The sequence below is a fragment of the Stenotrophomonas sp. SY1 genome, from assembly GCF_021202945.1.
Taxonomy (GTDB): domain Bacteria; phylum Pseudomonadota; class Gammaproteobacteria; order Xanthomonadales; family Xanthomonadaceae; genus Stenotrophomonas.
In genome coordinates, this window is the sequence record NZ_JAJOYR010000001.1 from 2,133,220 (window position 1) to 2,155,148 (window position 21,929).

The 21,929-nt window shown below is 63.6% G+C and carries 13 protein-coding genes; 6 read left to right on the top strand and 7 right to left on the bottom strand.

Annotated features, from left to right (window positions below; translation table 11 throughout):
* The first annotated feature begins 139 nt into the window (after positions 1-139).
* The gene (locus tag LR961_RS09045; protein WP_232148447.1) at positions 140-2,443 is read left to right on the top strand and encodes an arylsulfatase; all 2,304 of its coding nucleotides are present in this window, start codon (positions 140-142) and stop codon (positions 2,441-2,443) included.
* 341 nt (positions 2,444-2,784) lie between these two features.
* Here LR961_RS09045 and LR961_RS09050 read toward each other — a convergent pair whose 3' ends face one another.
* The gene (locus LR961_RS09050) at positions 2,785-5,175 is read right to left on the bottom strand and encodes an arylsulfatase (protein WP_269670567.1); all 2,391 of its coding nucleotides are present in this window, start codon (positions 5,173-5,175) and stop codon (positions 2,785-2,787) included.
* 477 nt (positions 5,176-5,652) lie between these two features.
* Between LR961_RS09050 and LR961_RS09055 the strand changes: the two genes are divergently transcribed.
* From LR961_RS09055 to LR961_RS09065, 3 genes are all read left to right on the top strand, one after another.
* Positions 5,653-8,007, top strand: coding sequence for an arylsulfatase (locus tag LR961_RS09055; protein ID WP_232148449.1), 2,355 nt, complete (start codon positions 5,653-5,655; stop codon positions 8,005-8,007).
* A gap of 42 nt (positions 8,008-8,049) precedes the next feature.
* On the top strand, positions 8,050-10,365 hold the full coding sequence (locus LR961_RS09060; RefSeq protein WP_232148450.1) for an arylsulfatase: 2,316 nt from the start codon (positions 8,050-8,052) through the stop codon (positions 10,363-10,365).
* Between the two features lie 426 nt (positions 10,366-10,791).
* Entirely contained in the window at positions 10,792-11,490 is a 699-nt protein-coding gene (locus tag LR961_RS09065; RefSeq protein ID WP_232148451.1) for an OmpA family protein, read from the top strand.
* Positions 11,491-11,722: 232 nt separating this feature from the next.
* Here the strand turns inward: LR961_RS09065 and hutU are convergent, their stop codons facing one another.
* From hutU to hutI, 4 genes are all read right to left on the bottom strand, one after another.
* Entirely contained in the window at positions 11,723-13,390 is a 1,668-nt protein-coding gene (gene hutU / locus LR961_RS09070; protein ID WP_232148455.1) for a urocanate hydratase, read from the bottom strand.
* Positions 13,387-14,241: an N-formylglutamate deformylase gene (gene hutG, locus LR961_RS09075; protein ID WP_232148456.1), complete on the bottom strand. Its 855-nt coding sequence runs from the start codon at positions 14,239-14,241 to the stop codon at positions 13,387-13,389. The genes hutU and hutG overlap by 4 nt, the downstream gene beginning before the upstream one ends.
* Positions 14,242-14,671: 430 nt before the next feature.
* The gene (hutH, locus tag LR961_RS09080; RefSeq protein WP_232148457.1) at positions 14,672-16,216 is read right to left on the bottom strand and encodes a histidine ammonia-lyase; all 1,545 of its coding nucleotides are present in this window, start codon (positions 16,214-16,216) and stop codon (positions 14,672-14,674) included.
* Positions 16,217-16,239: 23 nt separating this feature from the next.
* Complete coding sequence (gene hutI / locus LR961_RS09085) at positions 16,240-17,445, bottom strand: imidazolonepropionase (RefSeq protein WP_232148459.1); 1,206 nt, start codon at positions 17,443-17,445, stop codon at positions 16,240-16,242.
* A 61-nt stretch (positions 17,446-17,506) separates the two neighbouring features.
* Between hutI and LR961_RS09090 the strand changes: the two genes are divergently transcribed.
* Together LR961_RS09090 and hutC are read left to right on the top strand one after the other, a co-directional pair.
* Positions 17,507-18,877, top strand: a complete 1,371-nt coding sequence (locus LR961_RS09090) for a formimidoylglutamate deiminase (protein WP_232148461.1) — start codon at positions 17,507-17,509, stop codon at positions 18,875-18,877.
* A gap of 32 nt (positions 18,878-18,909) precedes the next feature.
* A complete protein-coding gene (hutC, locus tag LR961_RS09095; RefSeq protein ID WP_232148463.1) occupies positions 18,910-19,638 on the top strand; it encodes a histidine utilization repressor in 729 nt (242 codons plus the stop codon).
* Between the two features lie 194 nt (positions 19,639-19,832).
* Here the strand turns inward: hutC and LR961_RS09100 are convergent, their stop codons facing one another.
* Complete coding sequence (locus tag LR961_RS09100; protein ID WP_232148465.1) at positions 19,833-20,822, bottom strand: restriction endonuclease; 990 nt, start codon at positions 20,820-20,822, stop codon at positions 19,833-19,835.
* Between the two features lie 95 nt (positions 20,823-20,917).
* Positions 20,918-21,724 (bottom strand): YggS family pyridoxal phosphate-dependent enzyme, encoded by an 807-nt coding sequence (locus tag LR961_RS09105; protein WP_232148466.1) that lies wholly within the window; start codon positions 21,722-21,724, stop codon positions 20,918-20,920.
* Between the last annotated feature and the right edge of the window lie 205 nt (positions 21,725-21,929).

Genomic DNA, 21,929 nt, shown 5'->3' on the forward strand with positions numbered 1-21,929 from the left:
AGTAGATCTACTGGTAGCTGTCCAGTGCCTTTGCCGAGGCGCACAAGGGACATCGGTTTCATGCTGACGGGGCCCATCTGTACCGCCCTGGTGAGGAGGAATCACAGTGAGTCCGCAGCCTGATCGCACGCAGCTTCCGATGCCTGATCCGCCGTTCGGCGGAAAGATAGGGCCGACCTACAAGGAATCCACTGGCGAGTGGCCCGCCTTGCCGAAGGCACCGGAGGGCGCTCCCAACGTCGTGATCATCCTGTTGGATGATGTCGGTTTCGGGCAGGTCTCGACCTTTGGCGGCCCAGTGCCAACCCCATGCCTGGACAAGCTCGCCTCGCAGGGATTGCGTTACAACCGCTTCCACACCACGGCCATCTGCGGTCCTTCGCGCGCGGCACTGATCACCGGGCGCAATCACCACAACTGTGGCTCGGGTTTCCTGGCCGAATGGGCGACGGGTTTCCCGTCCTACAACTGCATGCTTCCGCAAAGCACGGCAACCGTGGGCCGCATCCTCAAGGACAACGGCTACAACACCGCGTGGTTCGGCAAGAACCACAACACCCCGGACTGGGAGTCCAGCATCGTTGGTCCATTCGATCGTTGGCCAACCGGTCTGGGCTTTGACTACTTCTATGGCTTCATCGGAGGCGAGACCCACCAGTACTACCCGGTGTTGTTCGAGAACACCAAACCGGTGGAACCGGAAACCTCGCCCGAGGACGGCTACCACTTCATGACCGACATGACGGACCGCGCCATCGACTGGATGCGTTACAGCAAGTCGATCAACCCGGACAAGCCGGTGCTTCTGTACTTTGCCCTTGGCGCCGCGCATGCACCGCACCACGCACCCAAGGCGTGGCGTGACAAGTTCACCGGACAGTTCGACCAGGGCTGGGATCAGGTGCGCGAAGAAACCTATCAGCGCCAGCTGAAGGCCGGCATCATTCCCGAGGAAGCCAAGAACACCGCGCGTCCGGACTGGGTAAAACCGTGGGATTCGCTCAGCGCTGACGAACAACGGCTGTACGCGCGGTTCATGGAGAACTTTGCCGGCTATCTGGCCTTCACCGATCACGAATGCGGCCGCCTGCTTGAGGCCATCGCGCAGTTGCCCGATGCCGACAACACGCTGCTGTTCTACATCGTCGGTGACAACGGAGCCAGTTCCGAAGGCGGTGAAACCGGTACGGTCAATGAGGTGATGAACCTCAACGGCGTGCCGTCCAATCTGCAGGACAATCTGAAGGTCATCGATGAAATCGGCGGGCCTGACACCGAGCCGCACTATCCGTTGGGTTGGGCCTGGGCGGGCAACGCGCCTTTCCAGTGGGTCAAGCAGGTGGCCAGCCATCTGGGTGGCACACGCAACCCGATGGTTGTGTCCTGGCCGGCGAAGATCAAGGAAGCCGGTGGCATTCGCAGTCAATTCACGCACCTGATCGACATCGTGCCGACTGTGCTGGAGGTGGCCGGTATTCCCGCGCCCAGCACCGTCAATGGCATCGAGCAGAAACCCATGGATGGCGTGTCCATCGCCTCCACGTTCACGGCCATGGATGCCAAGCCGGTGCGTCAACGCCAGTACTTCGAGGTGTTCAGCAACCGGGCCATCTACGATCAGGGCTGGATCGCGTGTGCCCAGCATACGTTCCCCTGGCGACAGGACTACGCGCCCGGCAACTGGGACAAGGACAACTGGGAGCTGTACCACCTGGATGAGGACTTCAGCGAGAACCAGAACCTGGCTGCACAGCATCCGGACAGGGTCGAGGCCTTGAAGCGGCTGTTTGACGAGGAATGCAGGCGCTACAACGTGCTGCCGCTGGATGATCGGGGAGCGGGGCGACTGGCCGAACCCAAGCCTGCTCCAGGGGGCGCGGATCCTTCCCGACGCAGGTTCACCTACTACCCCGGTGCGGTGCGCCTTGCCGAAACCGCCGCGCCAAACACGAAGAATCGCTCGCACCGCATTGACATCACCATCGAGAAACGCGGTGACGGAGTGCTGTTGGCAGAGGGCGGGCAGTCAGCGGGTTTCGTGCTGTACGTGAAAGATGGCAAGGCCAACTATCACTACAACTACTTCGAACTGCAGCGCACGAGCCTGACCTCCAGCAAGACGTTGCCGGAAGGGAAATCCACGGTTTCCTTCGAGTTCCGTTACGACGGTGGCGGCGCTGGCAAGGGTGGCGAAGCAGTGTTGTTCGTGGATGGGGAGGAAGTCGATCATCAGCGCATTGAGCGCACTGTCGCGGGTCGATTCGGCATCGATACGTTCGGTGTCGGTTGCGACACGGGTTCGCCGGTCTGCAAGGACTACAAGCCGCCGTTTGCGTTTCAGGGCGTCATTGGACAGGTCGATATCCTGCTCGGCGACCCAGGCTTGAGTGAAGAGGAAGAACGCGTGATGCAGGCCAGGTTCCATGCCGGGATCAACTACTAGCGCGGAAGAACCAGCCTGGTACATCCGCAGCGGGCGTCGGATTCAATGGGTGGGTGCAACACGCTTGGATCTGCCTGCAGGCAGCCGACGTGTTGCTGCCCACGCACTGGGCAGGCGCCCATCGTCACTACGCGCCGGTGGTGATTCGGCGCGACCATGCTTGTGCTGCGGGAAGAGCCGATCCTGTGCGGGCCGGCCACGTTGATGCGCGCGATTCGTCGGCGACAGCTGGGCCGCCGCGGATTGCCATCCAGCGGCTATCCGCGGTGGGTTCGCCTTCGTGTGTTCTGCCGGCGACCGACGGCGGCGAATACCCTTGCCGAGTTCACCACGCGTGCCACCTACGCCTTTGCCGATCTCCGTCGTGCCGCTGTCTTTTTGCTGGGGGCCACGGGTTTGCCTGCTGGCGCGCCGGCCGTCTTGCCCAGCCGGATCTGGACCTGCGTGATGCTGCCGGTGTACGCGAACGGAAGATCGTAGGTGAAATCGATCGGCGACCCGATATCCATGCCGATGTCCAGGCCTTCGCCGAGCGAGAACTGGGCGGGCACGGTGCGTTGGAGTCGGCCCTTGGCCAAGGCCTTGCCGTTGGCGCTGAGCGTGATCGTTCCGCCCTTGCCTATGCCTCCGCCGTCATACTTGAAGTCGACGACCAGCTTCGTTTTGCCTGGTGGAAGCGCCTTGGTCGCGGCAACGGTGGTTCGTTCCTGCGACAGGAAGTTGTAGACAAACGTGGGCTTTCCATCGCGTAGATACAGGCGGTAACCGCCTTCCAGACCGCCATGGGTGACGATCATTCCCTCTGCGATGCCGGCCGGCACTTCGATGTCGGCAATGATGGTCCATGACTTGTTGAGCATCGGCGGCGAGGCTGCGTCCGGCACGGCGATCGTGCCGGGGTAGAAGGTGATCTCCTCGCGGCCCCGCACCAGGCTCGGTCTGCCCATGGCTTCGGAGTTGAAGCGTTCGGTGCCACGCCAGTCCAACGGCAGTACGTGGTACTTGGCCGCTTCAACCCACCAGGTGTCCTGCAGTTGGCGCAGCTTCTCCGGGTGCTTGCGGGCCAGGTCATTGGCCTGGGAGAAGTCCTCTTCGATGTTGTACAGCTCCCACGGTGCGGTGTCCGGATTCCACGTTGCCCGATTGGGGTCCCAGGGGACGAACGAAGGTGAGGAGGCCATCCAGCCGTCATGGTAGAGGCCGCGGTTGCATCCCAGTTCAAAGTACTGGGTCTTGCGCGTCTCGGGAGCCTTGGCATCCCATAGCGCGGCGGCAAAGCTCGTGCCCTCGATGGGCTTCTGCTCCACGCCGTTGAGTACGCGCGGCGCGGTGATCCCGCACAACTCGTACAGGGTTGGAACCAGATCGATCGTATGCAGGAACTGGCTGCGCAACCCGCCCTTGTCCTTGATCCTGTCCGGCCAGGAAATGATCATCGGATTGCGTGTGCCGCCAAAGTGGGAGGCGACCTGTTTGGTCCACTGGAACGGCGTGTTCATGGCGTGCGCCCACGCCGAAGGAAAGTGGTTGAAATGCTTCGGGCCGCCGAGTTCGTCGATGACCTTGATGTTGTCCTGCCATTTCTCCTGAATGCCGTTGAAGAACAGGTTCTCGCACAGCGATCCTTCAAGGCCACCCTCGGCGCTGGCACCGTTGTCGCCGGCCAGGTAAATGAAGATCGTGTTCTCGCCGCCGGGAAGCGCGCGGCATGCATCGACAACGCGGCCAAGCTCGTGGTCGCAATGGGCGGCGTAGCCTGCAAAGATCTCCATCATCCGGGCATACAGACGCTTCTGGTCGGCGTTGAGGGAGCTCCAGGCGGGCAAGCCCTTGGAGCGGGTGGTGAGCTTGGCGTCCTTCGGCACGACGCCTAGTTTCTTCTGGCGTTGCAGCGTCAGCTCCCGGTACTTGTCCCAGCCGGCATCGAACTGGCCCTTGAACTTGTCGGCCCACTCGCTTCCGATGTGATGCGGGGCATGGGTGGCGCCGGTGGCCACATAGAGCATGTACGGGCGGGTGGCCGCCAGGCTCTTCACCTGACGCACCCAGGCGATGGCCTTGTCGGCGATATCGGTGGTGAGGTGATAGTCGGGATCGGGCGATTTCGGAACGAGGTTTCGGTTCTCGTACAGGATTGGATCCCAGTGGTTCATGTCTCCGGCGTTGAAACCATAGAAGTAGTCAAAGCCCAGCCCATTGGCCCAGCGGTCGAACGGCCCCGCCTGGCTCGTGTCCCACGGCGGGGTGTTGTGGTTCTTGCCGATCCAGGCGGTCATATAGCCGTTCTGGCGCAGCACTTCGCCGATGGTCCCGCAGCTCTTGGGCAGCACGCAGGTGTAACCGTCATAACCGGTGGCGATCTCGGTGATGCCGGCAAAGGAGGTCGAATGATGATTTCGGCCCGTGATCAACGCAGCGCGGGTCGGACTGCACAGCGCGGTGGTATGGAATCGATTGAAGCGCAGGCCTTCTGCGGCAAGTCTGTCCATCGTCGGTGATGGAATGCCACCGCCGAAGGTTCCGTACTGACCGAAGCCACAGTCGTCGATCAACAGCAGAACGATATTGGGTGCACCTTCGGGTGCGGCAATCGGCTGCGGAAACTGGGGTGGATCGGACTCCAGGTACGTTCGGCCGACCTCGCCGGAAAATGCGAAGTCCGGGCGCGGAAGTATGTTCGGCGTACCGGCGCAGGGCGCGCCCGAGTTTGTCTGTGGTTTCCTGCGTGCCATGTCCTTACCTCGTCTTGAGCCAGATCAGCAGCGAGGGCCGCGATGGACGCGCTCCCATTCGCCATGCAACAGCGGGAGATGCAGTGCCGGGAAACCCGATGCCGGACAGGTGTTCGGCGAGTCCGTCAACGTTCGAACTGCCGTCAAATATCTCCACGCCACTTTGATGTGTCTACGGAAAAACGACCGATGCGACCTAAGTAGAAATACCGTTCATCCGTTTGCCATGAACGCAGCGTGGCAGCAGTCGATCAGTTTCCGGCTGTCATTGCCGTTGTGCGCAACGTGCGGACCGGGAGCAGGGTTTGGACGACTGTCGAACGGAAGGCTGCGTGCTGCCACGCGGCATGTGCCGACCCATCTGCGGGCAACGGAGATGATGGCCTTGATGTGGAATCGAGGCAGTAGAAATACGGAGGATTGTGTGCGCGGCAGAACGCATACTTCTGCGCAGAGTCAGCAACCGCTGGAGCTGCAATGACGCTCAAGGAATATCGGCCGGGAACGCGCTTCCCAGGCATCGTCGGTCGCACACCGGACGTCTCCTCACCGGCCTGGCCGGAGATGGTGCGCACGCGCGAGGGCGCTCCGAATGTTCTTTTCATCGTGCTCGACGACACGGGCTACGGTCATCTTGGCTGCTACGGAAGCCCGATCAGGACGCCGAACATCGATGCACTTGCCGGTGACGGGCTCCTGTACAACAACATGCACACGACTGCGCTGTGTTCGCCGTCGCGCTCGTGCATGCTCACGGGGCGCAACCATCATTCCAACCACATGGGTTGCCTGTCCAACGGTTCAACGGGGTTTCCGGGCACTGATGGCTACATGCCGTTCGAGAACGGCATGCTGTCGGAAATACTCAAGCAGGCCGGCTACAACACGTACTGCGTCGGCAAGTGGCATCTTTCACCCGAGGAAACCAACACCGCCGCCGGTCCGTACGAACGTTGGCCACTTGGTCGTGGGTTCGAGCGCTATTACGGCTTTCTTGGCGGGGATACCCATCAGTACTATCCAGAGCTCGTGTACGACAACCACCAGGTCGAAGCACCGGCGAGCCCGGAGCAGGGCTATCACCTGACGCCGGATCTGCTTGAGAAGGCGAAATCCTTCATAGCCGACGCCAAGCAGATCGCACCGCAGAAGCCGTTCTTCTGCTATTTCGCCCTTGGCGCGATGCACTCGCCACATCACGTGCCCAAACAATGGGCTGACCGTTACAAAGGGGCTTTCGACGAGGGCTGGCAGGCCTATCGCAGGGAAGTGTTCGAGCGACAGAAAGCGTTGGGCATCATACCTGCTGAAACCGAACTTCCCGCCGACGATCCGGACGTGCAGCAGTGGAACTCACTTCCGGACGACGAGCGACGCCTGTACGCGCGGATGATGGAGGTATTTGCAGGGTTTCTGGAGCATACCGATCATCACATCGGCGAACTCGTCGCCTTCCTGAAAGAGATAGGCGAGTACGACAACACGTTGATCATGGTCGTCTCCGACAATGGCTCCAGCGCGGAGGGAGGGCCCACCGGATCGGTGAACGAATGCCGGTTCTTCAACAACGTCGCCGATACCGTGGAGGATGGTCTCAAACATATCGACGAGATCGGCGGACCCACGACGTTCAATCATTTCCCTTGGGGGTGGACCCATGCCGGCAACACGCCGTTCCGGCGCTGGAAACGCGAGACCTACCGCGGCGGCAGTTCCGATCCCTTCATCATCACCTGGCCGGACGGCATCAAGGCCAAAGGCGAGATTCGCCGGCAGTATTGCCATCTCATCGACATGGTCCCAACGGCGCTGGATGCGCTAGGCATCGAAGCGCCCGCGTCGTTGCGCGGCGTCACCCAATCGCAGATGGAGGGTGTGAGCCTGTTGCCGACCTTCAACGATGGCAATGCGGCCGAAGTTCACCTGACGCAGTACTTCGAGATGCTCGGTCACCGCTCGATCTATCACCAGGGTTGGCGCGCCGTCTGCCCGTGGCCGGGGACATCGTTCAAGGAATCCGGCCGCACGTTCGGTGCCGAGATCACCCACGAAATGCTGGATGAACTCGACGCGCATGGATGGGAGCTGTATCACCTGGAGCGCGATTTCTCCGAGGCGCGGAATGTTGCGGGCGAGAATCCCGAACGCCTCGTCTCAACGATCGGTACGTGGTACGTCGAGGCCGGGAAGTACAACGTCCTGCCCATCGACAGTCGCGGCACCCAGCGTATCGCGCTTGAACGTCCCAAGGTGGCGGAGAACCTGCAGCGCTACGTCCTGTATCCGCATACGCAGGGAATTGTTGCAGCGGCAGCGCCCAAAACACTCAATCGCCCCCACAGTTTTGTTGCTGAAGTGGATATCCCGGACGGTGGCGCCGATGGCGTGTTGCTCAGCTTCGGCGGCAATGACGGCGGTTTCACTTTTTTTGTCCAGGACAACCGCCTGTGTTATCTGCACAACTACCTGGCATTGGACTACTTCTACGTTAAAGCTGACGATCCGCTACCCGCTGGCCGGCATCTGCTGGGCATGCAGTTCGAGCCAACCGGAAAGCCTGACATCGCCAATGGAAAGGGAGTGCCCGCGCGCGTCACCCTGCTGCTGGACGGCACGGCAATTGGTAGTGGCAGCCTGCCGCATACCGTGCCGATTCGGCTGGGGCAGGGTGGCGCCATGCTGGTCGGTCAGGACAGCGGCGCGCCAGTGAACCCGGAGTACGCGCCGCCGTTCCGTTATACCGGCAGGCTGGAAAGGGTCATCGTTGACGTGAGCGGTGAAGCGACCATTGACCAGCAGGCCGAGATGAAGGCTTACCTGCGCAAGCAATAGCACCAACGGGACGATCCGCGCCAATTGCCTACAGGAGTGCTTATGCCGTACGGGACATCTTCCATTGGCGCGATACTGCCGTTTCCCGCCGAGCCCAGTGCCAGCACCGCCGGTTACACGCTGGCCGAATCCACGCATCTTCGCCGCACGCAGCCGCGCCGGCTGCCGGACAATGCTCCGAATGTACTGATCGTGCTGCTTGACGATGTTGGCTTTGGCTTGTCCGACACGGTGGGCGGCGAAGTGCATACGCCCAGTTTCAGTCGCGTGGTGGAGGCCGGGCTGGGCTACAACTGCTTCCATACCACGTCGATCTGCTCGCCCACGCGTGCGGCTCTACTCACGGGGCGCAATCATCATCGTGTCCACTCCGGCACCATCGCCGAGCGGGCGGTGGATTGGGATGGCTACACAGGGGTGATCGGCAAGGACACCGCGACGCTGGCCGAGGTTCTTCGGCACTACGGCTACAAGACCGCGGCGTTCGGCAAGTGGCACAACTCTCCGGCCAATCAGACCACCGCAATGGGGCCTTTCGACCGCTGGCCAACAGGGCACGGCTTTGACCACTTCTACGGCTTCATCGCGGGTGAGACTTCGCAATGGGAGCCACGGTTGTATGAGAACACCAATCCGATAGAACCGCCGCAGGACGAGCAGTACCACCTGTCCTCGGACCTGGCAGACAAGGCGATAGGTTGGTTGCGCCGTCATGAGGCCTTTGCCCCCGATGCGCCGTTTCTACTGTACTGGGCGCCGGGTGCTGCCCATGGGCCGCATCACATTTTCAAGGAGTGGGCAGATCGCTATCAGGGTCGGTTCGACGATGGCTGGGATGCGTATCGCGAACGGGTGTTCAAGCGTCAGAAGGAGAGGGGTTGGATCCCGCCTGATGCGGCGTTGACGCCGCGCGCCGACTCCATGCAGGGGTGGGACGAGATACCCGAGGCGCAGCGACCATTCCAGCGTCGCCTGATGGAGGTTTTTGCCGGCTTTCTGGAGCATGTGGATGCGCAGGTTGGCCGCTTGCTCGATGAGCTGGAGAGGTTGGGAAAGGCCGACAACACACTGGTGCTGTATGTCTTTGGGGACAATGGCTCCAGCGCTGAAGGGCAGCAGGGAAGCATCAGCGAATTGCTTGCGCAGAACGGCATAGCCAACACCATTGACGAGCAGCTGTCGGCACTCGACCTGCTCGGCGGCATCCCGGTGCTCGGCTCGCCCAAAACCGACAACATGTATCACGCCGGTTGGGCTTGGGCGGGCAATACGCCTTTCCATCACACCAAGCTGGTAGCCAGTCATTTCGGTGGAACCCGCAATGCGATGGCCGTGTCCTGGCCAGCACGGATCAAGCCGGACAAACAATTGCGTTCGCAGTTCCACCATGTCAACGACATCGTGCCGACCATCTACGAGGCCATCGGCATCACGGCGCCGGAAAGTGTCGATGGTTTTGTGCAGAAGCCGATGGATGGCGTCAGCTTCCTGTACACCTTCGACGATGCGCAGGTATCGACCCGCAAGAGCGTGCAGTACTTCGAGAACAATGCGAGCCGTGGCATCTATGCCGAAGGCTGGTACGCCTGTGCTTTCGGGCCATTCGTGCCCTGGGATACGCCCAGCACCGGGGAGCGACTGCGTCATTGGGACATGGCGACGGAACCCTGGGAACTTTACGATCTCACCCGTGACTTCAGTCAGGCCAATGATCTGGCCAGGGAGAATCCTGCGAAGCTCGAGGAGCTGAAGGCCCTGTTCAAGGAGGTCTCACGGGACAATCTGGTCTGGCCGGTCGGCGCCGGATTGTGGTTGAGGCTTCACCCCGAAGACCGGATCGCCTCGCCCTATACGAAGTGGCGTTTCGATGAGTCGGTGAACCGCATGCCCGAGTTCACCGCGCCCGGCCTGGGTAGTCAGGACAGTTCTGTCGAGATTGACCTGACTGCTGACGACCTCGCTTCCGGGGTGCTCTACGCCCTGGGGGGATTCTCCGGTGGCGTGAGTCTGTTTCTGGACGAGGGGATACTTGTCTACGAGTACAACATGTTGATCCTGGATCGCTTCCAGGCTCGAAGCAGTGTGCCGCTGAAGGCCGGAAGGCATGTAGTGAAGGTACAGACCCGGTTTGAATCAACCCGACCGATGGCGCCAGCGAGCGTCACCCTGCAGGTCGATGGCTGCACGGTTGCAGAGACCGTCGTCGCACGAACCGTTCCATTGGCCTTCACTGCCAGTGAGACGTTCGATGTGGGAGTGGACCTTGGGTCGCCGGTATCGCCGGACTATTACGATCGTCGCCCTTTCCGTTTCAGCGGGAAGATCCACAGCCTGACCGTCGAAGTATCCAGTGGGTGAGCAACCCGCAGCGAACTGAAGCCTTGGTCTGGGCATGGCTCTGGAGCAGGGGGGGGCAGTTGGTTCGGGCACGGCAATGATCCCGAAGTTTCATGGAGATCCTTTCGGTGACGCCCAAGGGAGCATTTCAGTTCCGCGGCGCCAGCGGCGAACTCGGGAAACCTGTTGCTTGGCACGATGCCGCGCGCCGGACATGAGCCTGGGTGTAGTTGTCGCCATGATCCAGTCCCAGACAGGGGCCGCCGGGACAGACTCCTGCCATGCAGGCCGGAAGTCCGGGGGCGACCGTCAAGAGCTATGTGGATGTCCTGTACATGAAGATGAATGGAAGCCCCGATGGGCGCATTGCCATCATGTCGGCATCGCATCGTGCTGTTTATCCTTGCCCGGCACCCACACGGCCGAGCGGCCCCGAAGGAGATTCAGATGACCACCCGTACTGCAGTTCGCAACATTTCCCTTGGCCTGGTGGCAGCTGCCGTTCTTTCGGCCTGCGCCACCGGTGGTTCGTATGTGCAGAGCGATCAGTATGGCAATCCGAGCCAGCAGCAGAACAAGACCGGCAAGAGCGCGCTGATTGGTACCGCCATCGGTGTGGCCGCCGGCCTGCTCAGCGGCGGTGACGCCACCGAGCGCCGCCAGCGTGCGATGGTTGGCGCCGGTATCGGTGCACTGGGTGGCGCGGCCATCGGCAACTACCAGGACCGTCAGGAACGCGCACTGCGCGAGCGTACCGCCAATACCGGCATCGACGTGCAGCGCGAGGGTGACAACATCACCCTGAACCTGCCTGACGGCATCACCTTCGATTTCAACAAGACCACCCTCAAGCCGCAGTTCTACAGCGCGCTCAATGGCGTGGCCAGCACGCTGAGCGAGTACAACCAGACCATGATTGAAGTGGTTGGCCACACCGACAGCATCGGCAGCGACGCGGTCAACAACCGCATTTCCAAGGAGCGCGCCGACGCCGTGGCGGCCTACCTGAGCGCGCAGGGCGTGCAGCGCGAGCGCATTGAAACGTTGGGCGCCGGCAAGTCGTATCCGATTGCCGACAACAGCACCGATGCGGGCCGCGCGCAGAACCGTCGCGTGGAAATCCGCGTGATTCCGCTGCGCAGCTGATTGCCAGTTTGATCTTGCTGCACGACAAGGGCCGCGAAAGCGGCCCTTGTCTGTTATGGACGCGGTAGAAGTGCCTTGTGCGAGGAAGGCGACGGCGCTGTAGGAGCGGCGTCAGCCGCGAAACTCATGGCGTTGGAAGCGTCCTGCTGGCGGCAATCCTGGGATTGCGTTTCGCGCTGTTGCTTCAACACCACCAGCTTCGCGGCTTATGCCGCTCCTACAGCGGCCGTGATCAGCCGAGGATGCCCGGCAGGTCCAGGCCCTTCTCCTTCGCGCAATCGATGGCGATGTCGTAGCCGGCGTCGGCATGGCGCATGACGCCGGTGCCGGGGTCGTTCCACAGCACGCGGGCGATGCGCTGGTCAGCGGCCTCGCTGCCGTCGCAGACGATGACCACGCCCGAATGCTGCGAATAGCCCATGCCCACGCCGCCGCCATGGTGCAGGCTCACCCATGTCGCGCCACCGGCGACATTGAGCATGGCGTTGAGCAGCGGCCAATCCGAAACGGCATCCGAACCGTCCTTCATCGATTCGGTCTCGCGATTGGGCGAGGCCACGCTGCCGCTGTCCAGGTGATCGCGGCCGATCACCACCGGGGCCTTCAGCTCGCCGTTGCGAACCATTTCGTTGAAGGCCAGGCCCAGCTTGTGGCGCAGGCCCAGACCGACCCAGCAGATGCGCGCCGGCAGGCCCTGGAAGGCGATGCGCTCGCGCGCCATGTCCAGCCAGCGGTGCAGGTTGGGATCGTCAGCAATGATCTCCTTCACCTTGGCGTCGGTCTTGTAGATGTCTTCCGGGTCGCCGCTCAGTGCCACCCAGCGGAACGGGCCGATGCCACGGCAGAACAGCGGGCGCACGTAAGCCGGCACGAAGCCCGGGAAGTCGAACGCATTCTTCAAACCTTCATCGAAGGCCATCTGACGGATGTTGTTGCCGTAATCCACGGTCGGGATGCCAGCCGCATGGAAGGCCAGCATCGCTTCCACATGCACGCGCATGGCGGCCTTGGCCGCATCGCGTACCTTTTCCGGGTTGGCCTGCTGTTCGGCCAGCCATTGCTCCACGGTCCAGCCGATCGGCAGGTAGCCGTGCACCGGGTCATGGGCGCTGGTCTGGTCGGTGACGCAGTCCGGACGCACGCCACGGCGCACCAGTTCCGGCAGGATTTCAGCCGCATTGCCAAGCAGGGCGATCGACTTGGCTTCACCGCTGGCGGTGTACTTGGCGATGCGCGCCAGCGCGTCGTCGATGTCGTTGGCCTGTTCGTCCACGTAGCGGGTGCGCAGGCGGAAATCGATGCTGCTCTGGCGGCATTCGATGGTCAGGCTGCTGGCGCCGGCCAGCGAGGCAGCCAGCGGCTGCGCGCCACCCATGCCGCCGAGGCCGGCGGTGAGGATCCACTTGCCGGTCAGGCTGCCGCCGTAATGCTGGCGGCCCATCTCCACGAAGGTTTCGTAGGTGCCCTGCACGATGCCCTGGCTGCCGATGTAGATCCAGCTGCCGGCGGTCATCTGCCCGTACATCATCAAGCCCTTCTTATCGAGCTCGTTGAAGTGCTCCCAGTTGGCCCAGTGCGGCACCAGATTGGAGTTGGCGATCAGCACGCGCGGTGCGTCGGGATGGGTGGGGAACACGCCGACCGGCTTGCCCGACTGCACCAGCAGGGTCTGGTTGTCGTCCAGGCGCTTGAGGGTTTCCAGAATCTTGTCGTAGCTCTCCCAGTCACGCGCGGCGCGGCCGATGCCGCCGTAGACCACCAGCGAGGTCGGGTCTTCAGCCACTTCGGCATCGAGGTTGTTCTGCAACATGCGGAACGGTGCCTCGGTCTGCCAGGACTTGCAGTTGAGCGTGTTGCCGCGCGGTGCGCGCGGGCTGCGGGTGGGATCGTGACGGGTCATGCATTTCTCCGGGAAGCAAAATCGAGGCAGGCGCGAAGTACCTGTTGCAAGGTGTTGCGCACCGGTGTGGCGTGATCGGGGTTGTAAGGCGTGGGCCAGCTGTGTTCGTCCACATCGCTGGGGGCGGGCTCGTGCATGTAGCCACGGCAGCCCAGTTCCATCTGCAGGGTGTGCACGCCACCGGCGGTGTCGCTGTAATGGCGGGTGATCCAACCGCCCTTGAAGCGGCCATTGCGGACGTGGCCCAGCCCACTCATCGCGCAGAGGTTTTCCACCACGTCGGTGAGGGCGTTGTCGCAGGAGGTATCCGGTGCCCCGCTGGGGCCAGCGCTGCCAATGTTGAACTGCGGCAGTTCGCCCTCGAACAGATGCGGGATCAGCGAGCGGATCGAGTGCGCGTCGTAGACAACGACCGTATCGTGCTGTTCGCGCAAGCGGGCGATTTCCTCACTCAGCGCGGCGTGATACGGATCGAACCAGGTCTGCCGACGGCGCTGGATTTCTGCATCGTCCGGCGCATGGCCGTCGCGGTACAGCGGCTGGTTGTCGAAGGTGGTGGTCGGGCACAGGCCGGTGGTGTTCTGGCCGGGGTACAAAGATGCGCCGGACGGATCGCGATTGACGTCGATCACCGAACGGGAAACGGCGGTGCGCACGGTGGTCGCGCCGAGCTCCTGGGCTGCGAACGCATACAGCTCATGCACCCACCAGTCGGTATCGCGACGGGCCAGCCACGGCGAGACGAAGTGACCGACGAGTTCGTCGGGCAACTCGGTGCCGGTGTGCGGGAAGCTGACGATCAACGGGGCATCGCCGCGGTGAATCTGCAGCCAGTCAGGCGAGTGGGTCATGGTGGACTCCAAAGGGCAGGGCAGAACGGTGAAGCGTGTGGGAGTGCGTTATCTCTTCTCCCGCGTGCGGGAGAAGGGGCCCGAATGGCCGATGAGGGGAGCTTTTTGCAGTGAAGCTGAAAAGCGCCCTCATCCGGCGCTGCGCGCCACCTTCTCCCGCTTGCGGGAGAAGGGAAGGGTTTGCCGCGAGCGCTGGCCGCACGGCTATGTCAGACACCGCGCGGAAAGCCGATGCCGTCTCTTCTCCCGCAGGCGGGGTGAAGACATGCGGTCTACGAGCCATTGGCTCGTGCATGGCTGAACGCCCAGCGCGTTGCGCTGGGCCGGGGCGCGGAGCGAGATGCCCGGCGCGCAGATGAGGGCGGCTCTTCGCGGCGAAGCGAAAGCGCAAAGAACCACCCATGTGCAGCCAATGCCACATGCCGTCAGGTCAGTTGCCAGCCACATCCACGCCCGGCAACTGCACGCCCAGGCCCGCCAGCAGCGCGCCGCTGCGCACCAGTTCGGTGGCCAGGACCATGTCCGGATGGAAGTAGCGGTCGTCCTCCAGCGTCGGCACCTGCGCGCGTAGCGTGGCGCGGACGCCCTCCAGTGCGCTGCTCGAACGCAGCGGCGCGTGGAAGTCGCAACCCTGGCCGGCGGCCAGCAGCTCGATGCCGATGACGTTGGCCGCGTTCTCGGCCATCGCGATCAGGCGACGCGCACCATGCGCAGCCATCGATACGTGGTCTTCCTGGTTGGCCGAGGTCGGGATCGAATCCACGCTGGCCGGATAGGCGCGCTGCTTGTTCTCGGACACCAGTGCGGCCGCCGTCACCTGCGGAATCATGAAGCCCGAGTTCAAGCCGGGCTTGGGCGTCAGGAATGCGGGCAGGCCGGACAACGCCGGGTCCACCAGCATCGCGGTGCGGCGCTCGCTGATCGAACCGATCTCGCAGATGGCCATCGCCAGCATGTCGGCGGCGAAGGCCACCGGCTCGGCGTGGAAATTGCCGCCGCTCAACGCCTCACCGGTATCGGTGAACACCAACGGGTTGTCGGAGACACCATTGGCTTCAATTTCGAGTGTGGTGGCCGCTTGACGCATCACATCCAGCGCCGCGCCCATCACCTGCGGCTGGCAACGCAGGCAGTACGGGTCCTGCACGCGCACGTCGTTGTCGCGATGCGATTCGCGGATGGCCGAGCCCTTCATCAGCTCGCCCAACACCGCGGCGGTGGCGATCTGCCCGCGCTGGCCGCGGATGCTGTGGATGCGCGGGTCGAACGGCGTGTCCGAGCCCTTGGCTGCTTCCACCGACAACGCGCCGGTCACCAGCGCGCTCTGGAACACGACCTCGATCTCGAACAGCCCGGCAAGCGCATAGGCGGTGGAGTACTGGGTGCCGTTGAGCAGGGCCAGGCCTTCCTTCGCACCGAGCACCAGCGGCTCCAGTCCGGTCTGCTTCAACGCTTGTTCGGCCGGCATGCGCACGCCGCCGACGAAGGCTTCGCCGACGCCGATCATCACGCTGGCCAGGTGCGACAGCGGGGCCAGGTCGCCAGAGGCGCCGACCGAACCCTGGCACGGCACCACCGGCACCACGTCCTTCTGCAACATCGCCTCCAGCAGCGCCAGCGTCTGCGGGCGGATGCCCGAAGCACCCTGCGCAAGGCTGGTGAGCTTGAGCGCCATCATCAGCCGCACCACGCTGGCCGGCATCGGCTCGCCCACGCCAGCAGCGTGCGACAGCACGATATTGCGCTGCAGGGTTTCCAGATCCTCACGCTCGATGCGTACGCTGGCCAACTTGCCGAAGCCGGTGTTGATGCCATAAACCGGCTCGCCCTTGGCGACGATGTCGGCAACAACCTGTGCGCTGCGCTGCACGGCGGCCTGCGCCGATGCGTCCAGCAGCACGTTGGCGCCGCGGTAGATCTGCCGCCATTGCGACAACCGAACATGGCCGGGGAGAAGGGTGAGGGTGTTGCTCATGTGTGCTCCAGTGGTGCGTTGTTTCAGGCTGGCTGCCCGCGCCAGACGCGGGCATGCAGGGGATTGAAGCCGATGCGGTAGACCAGATCGGCCGGTGCTTCGATGTCCCAGATGGCGAGGTCACATTCCATACCGGCGGCGAGCATGCCGACCCGATTGCTGCGCCCCAGTGCGCGCGCGGCTTCGCGGGTGAAGCCGGCGATGCATTCGGCCACAGTCAAGCGGAACAGCGTGGCGCCCATGTTCATGGCCAGCAACGGACTGGTCAGTGGCGAGGTGCCGGGATTGCTGTCGGTGGCCAGCGCCATCGGCACCCCGGCATCGCGCAGCGGCTGGATCGGCGGCAGCTCGGTTTCGCGGGTGAAATAGAACGCGCCCGGCAACAACACCGCCACGGTACCGGCGGCGCGCATGGCGGCAATGCCGGCTTCATCCAGATGTTCGATATGGTCGGCCGACAGTGCGCCGTGGTGCGCGGCCAGTTCGGCGCCATGCTGGTTGGAGAGCTGCTCGGCGTGGATCTTGATTGCCAGCCCATTCTGTTTGGCAGCTTCGAATACCTGCTGTGCCTGTGCCGGTGAGAAGGCGATGTTCTCGCAGAAAATGTCCACCGCCTCGGCCAGCCCTTCGGCGGCGATGGCGGGAATCATCACCGCGCAAACTTCGTTGATGTAGGCCTGCGCCTCATGCCCCGGCGGCACCGCGTGCGCGCCGAGGAAGGTTGGCACCACTTCGACCTTGCGCAACGTGCCAAGCTCGCGCGCAACGCGCAGTTGTTTGCGCTCGTCGGCCAGGGTCAGGCCGTAGCCGGATTTGATCTCGATGGTGGTGACGCCTTCGGCCAGCATCGCATCGAGACGGGGCAGGCTGGCGTCCAGCAGCGCGGCCTCATCGGCGGCGCGGGTGGCGCGCACGGTGGAAACGATGCCGCCGCCTGCGCGGGCGATGTCGGCATAGCTCACGCCTTGCAGGCGTTGCTCGAATTCACCAGCGCGGTTGCCGGCGTAGACCAGGTGGGTGTGGCAGTCGATCAGCCCGGGGCTGATCCAGCGGCCCTGGCAGTCGATGCGTTGCGCTGCATCGAACGTTGGCGCGGAGCTGGCGGGGCCGACATGGACGATCCGGCCGTCGAGGGCGGCAACCACGCCGTCGCGGACGATACCCAGGCCGCCGCTGGCATCATCCAGGGTCATCAGGTGGGCGTTGTGCCAGAGTGTGTCGCAGCGCATGTGGACGCTTTCCCGTGAATTTGTATATACAATAACGACGGAAAACGGAGAGTGTCCAGTGATGCATGACAACACCCGCAAATCGGTTCGTTTCCACGCTGCCCGGGCGCTGCTGCCGGACGGCTGGGCGCAGGATGTGCGCATCGACAGCGTGGACGGCCGCATCAGTGCGGTGACCGTGGATGCGGCACGTGAAGCCGGCGATCAGCCCTTGGGCACGGTCGTGGCCGGGCTGGGCAACCTGCACAGCCACGCGTTCCAGCGGGCGATGGCCGGGCTGACCGAAGTGGGCGGGCGTTCGGGCGACAGCTTCTGGAGCTGGCGCGAGCTGATGTACCGCTTCTTGGACCGTCTGGACCCGGACGATTTCCAGGCCATCGCCGCGCAGGCCTACATGGAGATGCTGGAAAGCGGCTTCACCCGCGTTGGTGAATTCCACTATCTGCATCACGCGCCCGACGGCAGCCGTTACGCCGATCCTGCCGAGATGGCGGGCCGCGTTGCCGCTGCCGCCGCTGAAACCGGGCTGGGCCTGACCTTGTTGCCGGTGTTCTATGCGCACAGCGATTTTGGCGGTGCCGCTCCCACGCCAGGGCAACGGCGTTTCCTGCACGACATCGATGGCTTTGCTGCATTGCTGGGCAGCTGCCGCAAGGCGCTGGCCGCTACGCCGGATGCAGTGCTGGGCCTAGCGCCACACAGCCTGCGCGCCTGCACCCCCGAGGAACTGGCCGCGTTGACGGCAATGGCACCGGGCCCGATCCACATCCATATCGCCGAGCAGACCCGCGAAGTCGACGCCTGCCTGGCCTGGAGCGGCCAGCGCCCGGTGGAATGGCTGTATGCGAATGTGCCGGTTGATCAGCGCTGGTGCCTGGTCCATGCCACGCACGTCAGCCCGGACGAAGTACGGCTGATGGCTGATAGCGGCGCGGTCGTGGGCCTGTGCCCGATCACCGAGGCCAATCTTGGCGACGGGCTGTTCCCGATGCGCGCATTCGTGGAAGCTGGTGGTCGCTTCGGCGTGGGTTCCGATTCGAACGTATTGATCGACGCGGCCGAAGAACTGCGCCTGCTGGAATACGGTCAGCGCCTGTCCATGCGCGGTCGCAACGTGCTGTCGCCGGGCGCGCTTTCCACCGGCCGCTGGCTCTATCAGCAGGCGGGCGAGGGTGCCGCACAGGTGCTGGGCGAACGCTCGGGCCTTGCCGTCGGCGCACCGGCCGATCTGCTGGAACTGGATCTGGATCATCCTTCGTTGCATGGCCGCGAAGGCGATGCCTTGCTTGACAGCTGGCTGTTCGCCGCACGTAATGGCGCACTCCGCAGCGTCTGGCGCAATGGTCGCGAACTGGTTCGCGATGGCCGCCACGTGAACCGCGCGGCAATCGCAGCACGCTACCGCGCTGCCCTTGGCCGGATACTGGCCTGAAGCCACCGCGCTGCCCCTCCCAGGAATTCCGAGTGAAGAGCAAGAAGGCTCCCACCCTCAACCAACGCATCCGCAGCAACATCGAAAGCCGCATCCTCAGTGGCGAATGGGAGCCGGGTTACCGCATCCCGTTCGAGCACGAACTGATGGCGCAGTACGACTGTTCGCGCATGACGGTCAACAAGGTGCTCACCGCGCTGGCCGAGAGCGGCATGATCGAGCGCCGCCGTCGCGCCGGCTCGTTCGTCGCCCGGCAACCACCGCACCTGGAGCAGGTGGCGTTGGAAATTCCCGACATCAACGTCGCGGTGACCGAGCGTGGTCACGTGTATGGCTTCCAGCTGCTGGAACATGCGCACCGCAAGGCCAAACCCGGCGTGGTGGAGGAAGTGGATCTGGTCGGCGACGGCAAATTGCTGGCGATGCGTTGCCTGCACCTAGCCGACGGCAAACCGCTGGCGATTGAGCGCCGACTGATCAACCCCGAATCGGTACCGGAAACATTGAAGGTGGATTTTTCCATCCACGCACCCGGCAGCTGGCTGTTGCAGAACGTGTCCTGGACACGCGGCGAGCACCGCATCAGCGCCGTGGCGGTCAATGCCGAAGAAGCGGCGTTGCTGAAAGTCCCGGTCGGCACCGCCTGCCTGGTGATCGACCGCCAGACCTGGCGCGGCGAACAGCCCATCACCTGGGTTCGGCAGAAGTTCCTTGGCGACGCCTACGATCTGATCGCCCGCTTCGCCCCGGGCTCGCGCTGAAGCGCAGCGCATTGCAGGAGCGGCCATGACCGCGAAGCCTGCGCCGCCGAAATCACCGCGCGGATCGTGATTGCAGGATCAGCAACGACGTGACGCATCTGCTGCCATGTACTTGGCGGCAGATGTTGCTTTTCGCAGGAAGATGCCGAGTGGCGTGTTGCAGCAGCGGCTTGTGCCGCGAAGCCGGCAAGGCCTCAGAACGTGCGGCACTGCCGCCAGCGCACGGGCTCTTCCACGCCGGGGCGGGGATTGATCTGCACACGCACCGTCCGCAACGACGGGTAGCGCTCCAGTTCCTGGCAGATCAGGGGCCAGATCGCAGTGTCGTCGCCGCTGCGTTCGACCAGCAGTGTGGAGCGGGTCAGCCAGATTCCGCTGACCACTCCGGGCGTGCGGGCCAAGGCCTTGGAGACCGCGTTCTGGTAACGCAACAGCGTTTCCGGGTCCGGGTCGGCGATCAGATTGCCGGTTTCGGCCGTTGTGCTGGCAGTGGGAGATGCTTTGGGAGTCGCTGCGACCGCGGTGTGCGGTTGTGGCGCAGTGGGTGGCAAGGGCGTTGCGACTTCCGTGGCGGCAGCGCTGTCCTCGCTGCGCAGGGTCAGGTAGCCCATGCCGGCCAGCAGGCCGATCGTCAACGCGGCCAGGCCGGCGATACCGGTGTGGCGGACGGCCTCACGGCGCGCGATGCCAACCACGGTTTCGCGCATCTCTTCTGAAACGTGCGGCTTGAGCAACTGCCAGAGCCGGCGTTCGTCGATGACTTCGATGGAATGCTTGCTGGCCTCGGTCAGTCCGTCACGGTCGACCAGGCCTTCGGTGATCAGTACGCCGCTGCTGGCGCCGGTCAGGCGCATGGCAGTGCCCAGCTCACTCAGCGCGTTGGCATCGAAGCGGTAGGCCCGGCCGTGCTTGCAGGACACCAGGCAGCGCTGGCCGTCCTTGTGCAGCAGGAAGTCACTGCTGGTGCCGCGCTCGGGATCTTCCAGCTCGACCGGCGTGAGCAGGCCACGCTGATCGGCCATGGCTTGACGCACGATCTGGGAAAACTCGCGCCAGCGCATGCCCGCCAGTGCTGCCAGGCCGTGGCGGATTTCAGTGTCCCTGCGTTGAATGATCCACAGATAGGCCGTAGCCAGGCTCCATAGCAGAAGAGCAAGTACCAGCGACAGGATCCAGGAAAACATCGATCAACCTGAGACAGTGCAGACGAAAAGTGAGTTTATCCGTGTTTTGCCATCACCGAACCATCGCTCTTACGTTCCGGTGTGTGCGGGCAGTCTCAATCCTGCGTTGGCAGACCGGGCCAGTAATGACTATCCGGTAGCGCACGGGCGCCAAAGATGGCCTGGCCCACGCGCACGACGGTGGCGCCTTCCTCGATGGCGATTTCAAAATCACCGGACATGCCCATCGACAGCTCGTCCAGGCCGATGCCGTCGGGTGCATCCTGGCGCAGGCGTTGCTGCAACTCGCGCAGGCGCACGAAGCAGGCACGGACCCGCTCGGTCTCGGCCGAGAACAACGCCAGCGTCATCAGCCCGCGCACGCGCAGCGCGCTGAACTGCGGCATCGCCTTGATGAAGGCCGGCACGTCGGCCGGGGACAGGCCGTACTTGCTGTCCTCCTCGGAGGTGTTGACCTGCACGAACACATCCAGCGGGCGTCCTTCCAGCTGCAGCCTGCGGTCCAGCGTTTCGGCAAGGCGCAGGCTGTCCAGCGCCTGGAACTCGCTGGCGAAGCGTGCGACCAGCTTGGCCTTGTTGGTCTGCAGGTGGCCGATCACCGACCAGCGAAGATCGCCGAGGTCAGCCATGGCCTCCCACTTGTGGTGCGCTTCCTGCACTTTGTTCTCACCCAGCATGCGGCAACCGGCCTGGTAGGCCAGGCGGATGCGTGCCTCGTCGATGGTCTTGCTGACCGGCAACAGGCGCACGCTGGCGGTATCGCGCCCGGCCTTGCGGCAGGCGGCGGCGATGCGCTCGTTGACCACGGCCAGGTTGTGGGCGAAATCCCCCACGCTCTCGGCGCGCGGGTAGCGGCCGTGCTGATCGTGGCGGGTGGGGGTGTCCTGCGGGGGGAGGCTCATCATGGTTCCTTTGAAGCGCTGTCGCGGGCGGTTGGCGCCGGAACACATTGTCCAATGCCTGGACGCGATGCGCACGTTGCAGCCAACACGCGGCCAAGCGCGGGAGGGGCAACGTCCAAGCCCACACCTGCCCGAGCCGCTCGCGCAGCCGGCTCTTCCCCATTCGTGGCAGGGAAGTTCCGGCGAGGGGCTGTCGCGTCAGTTG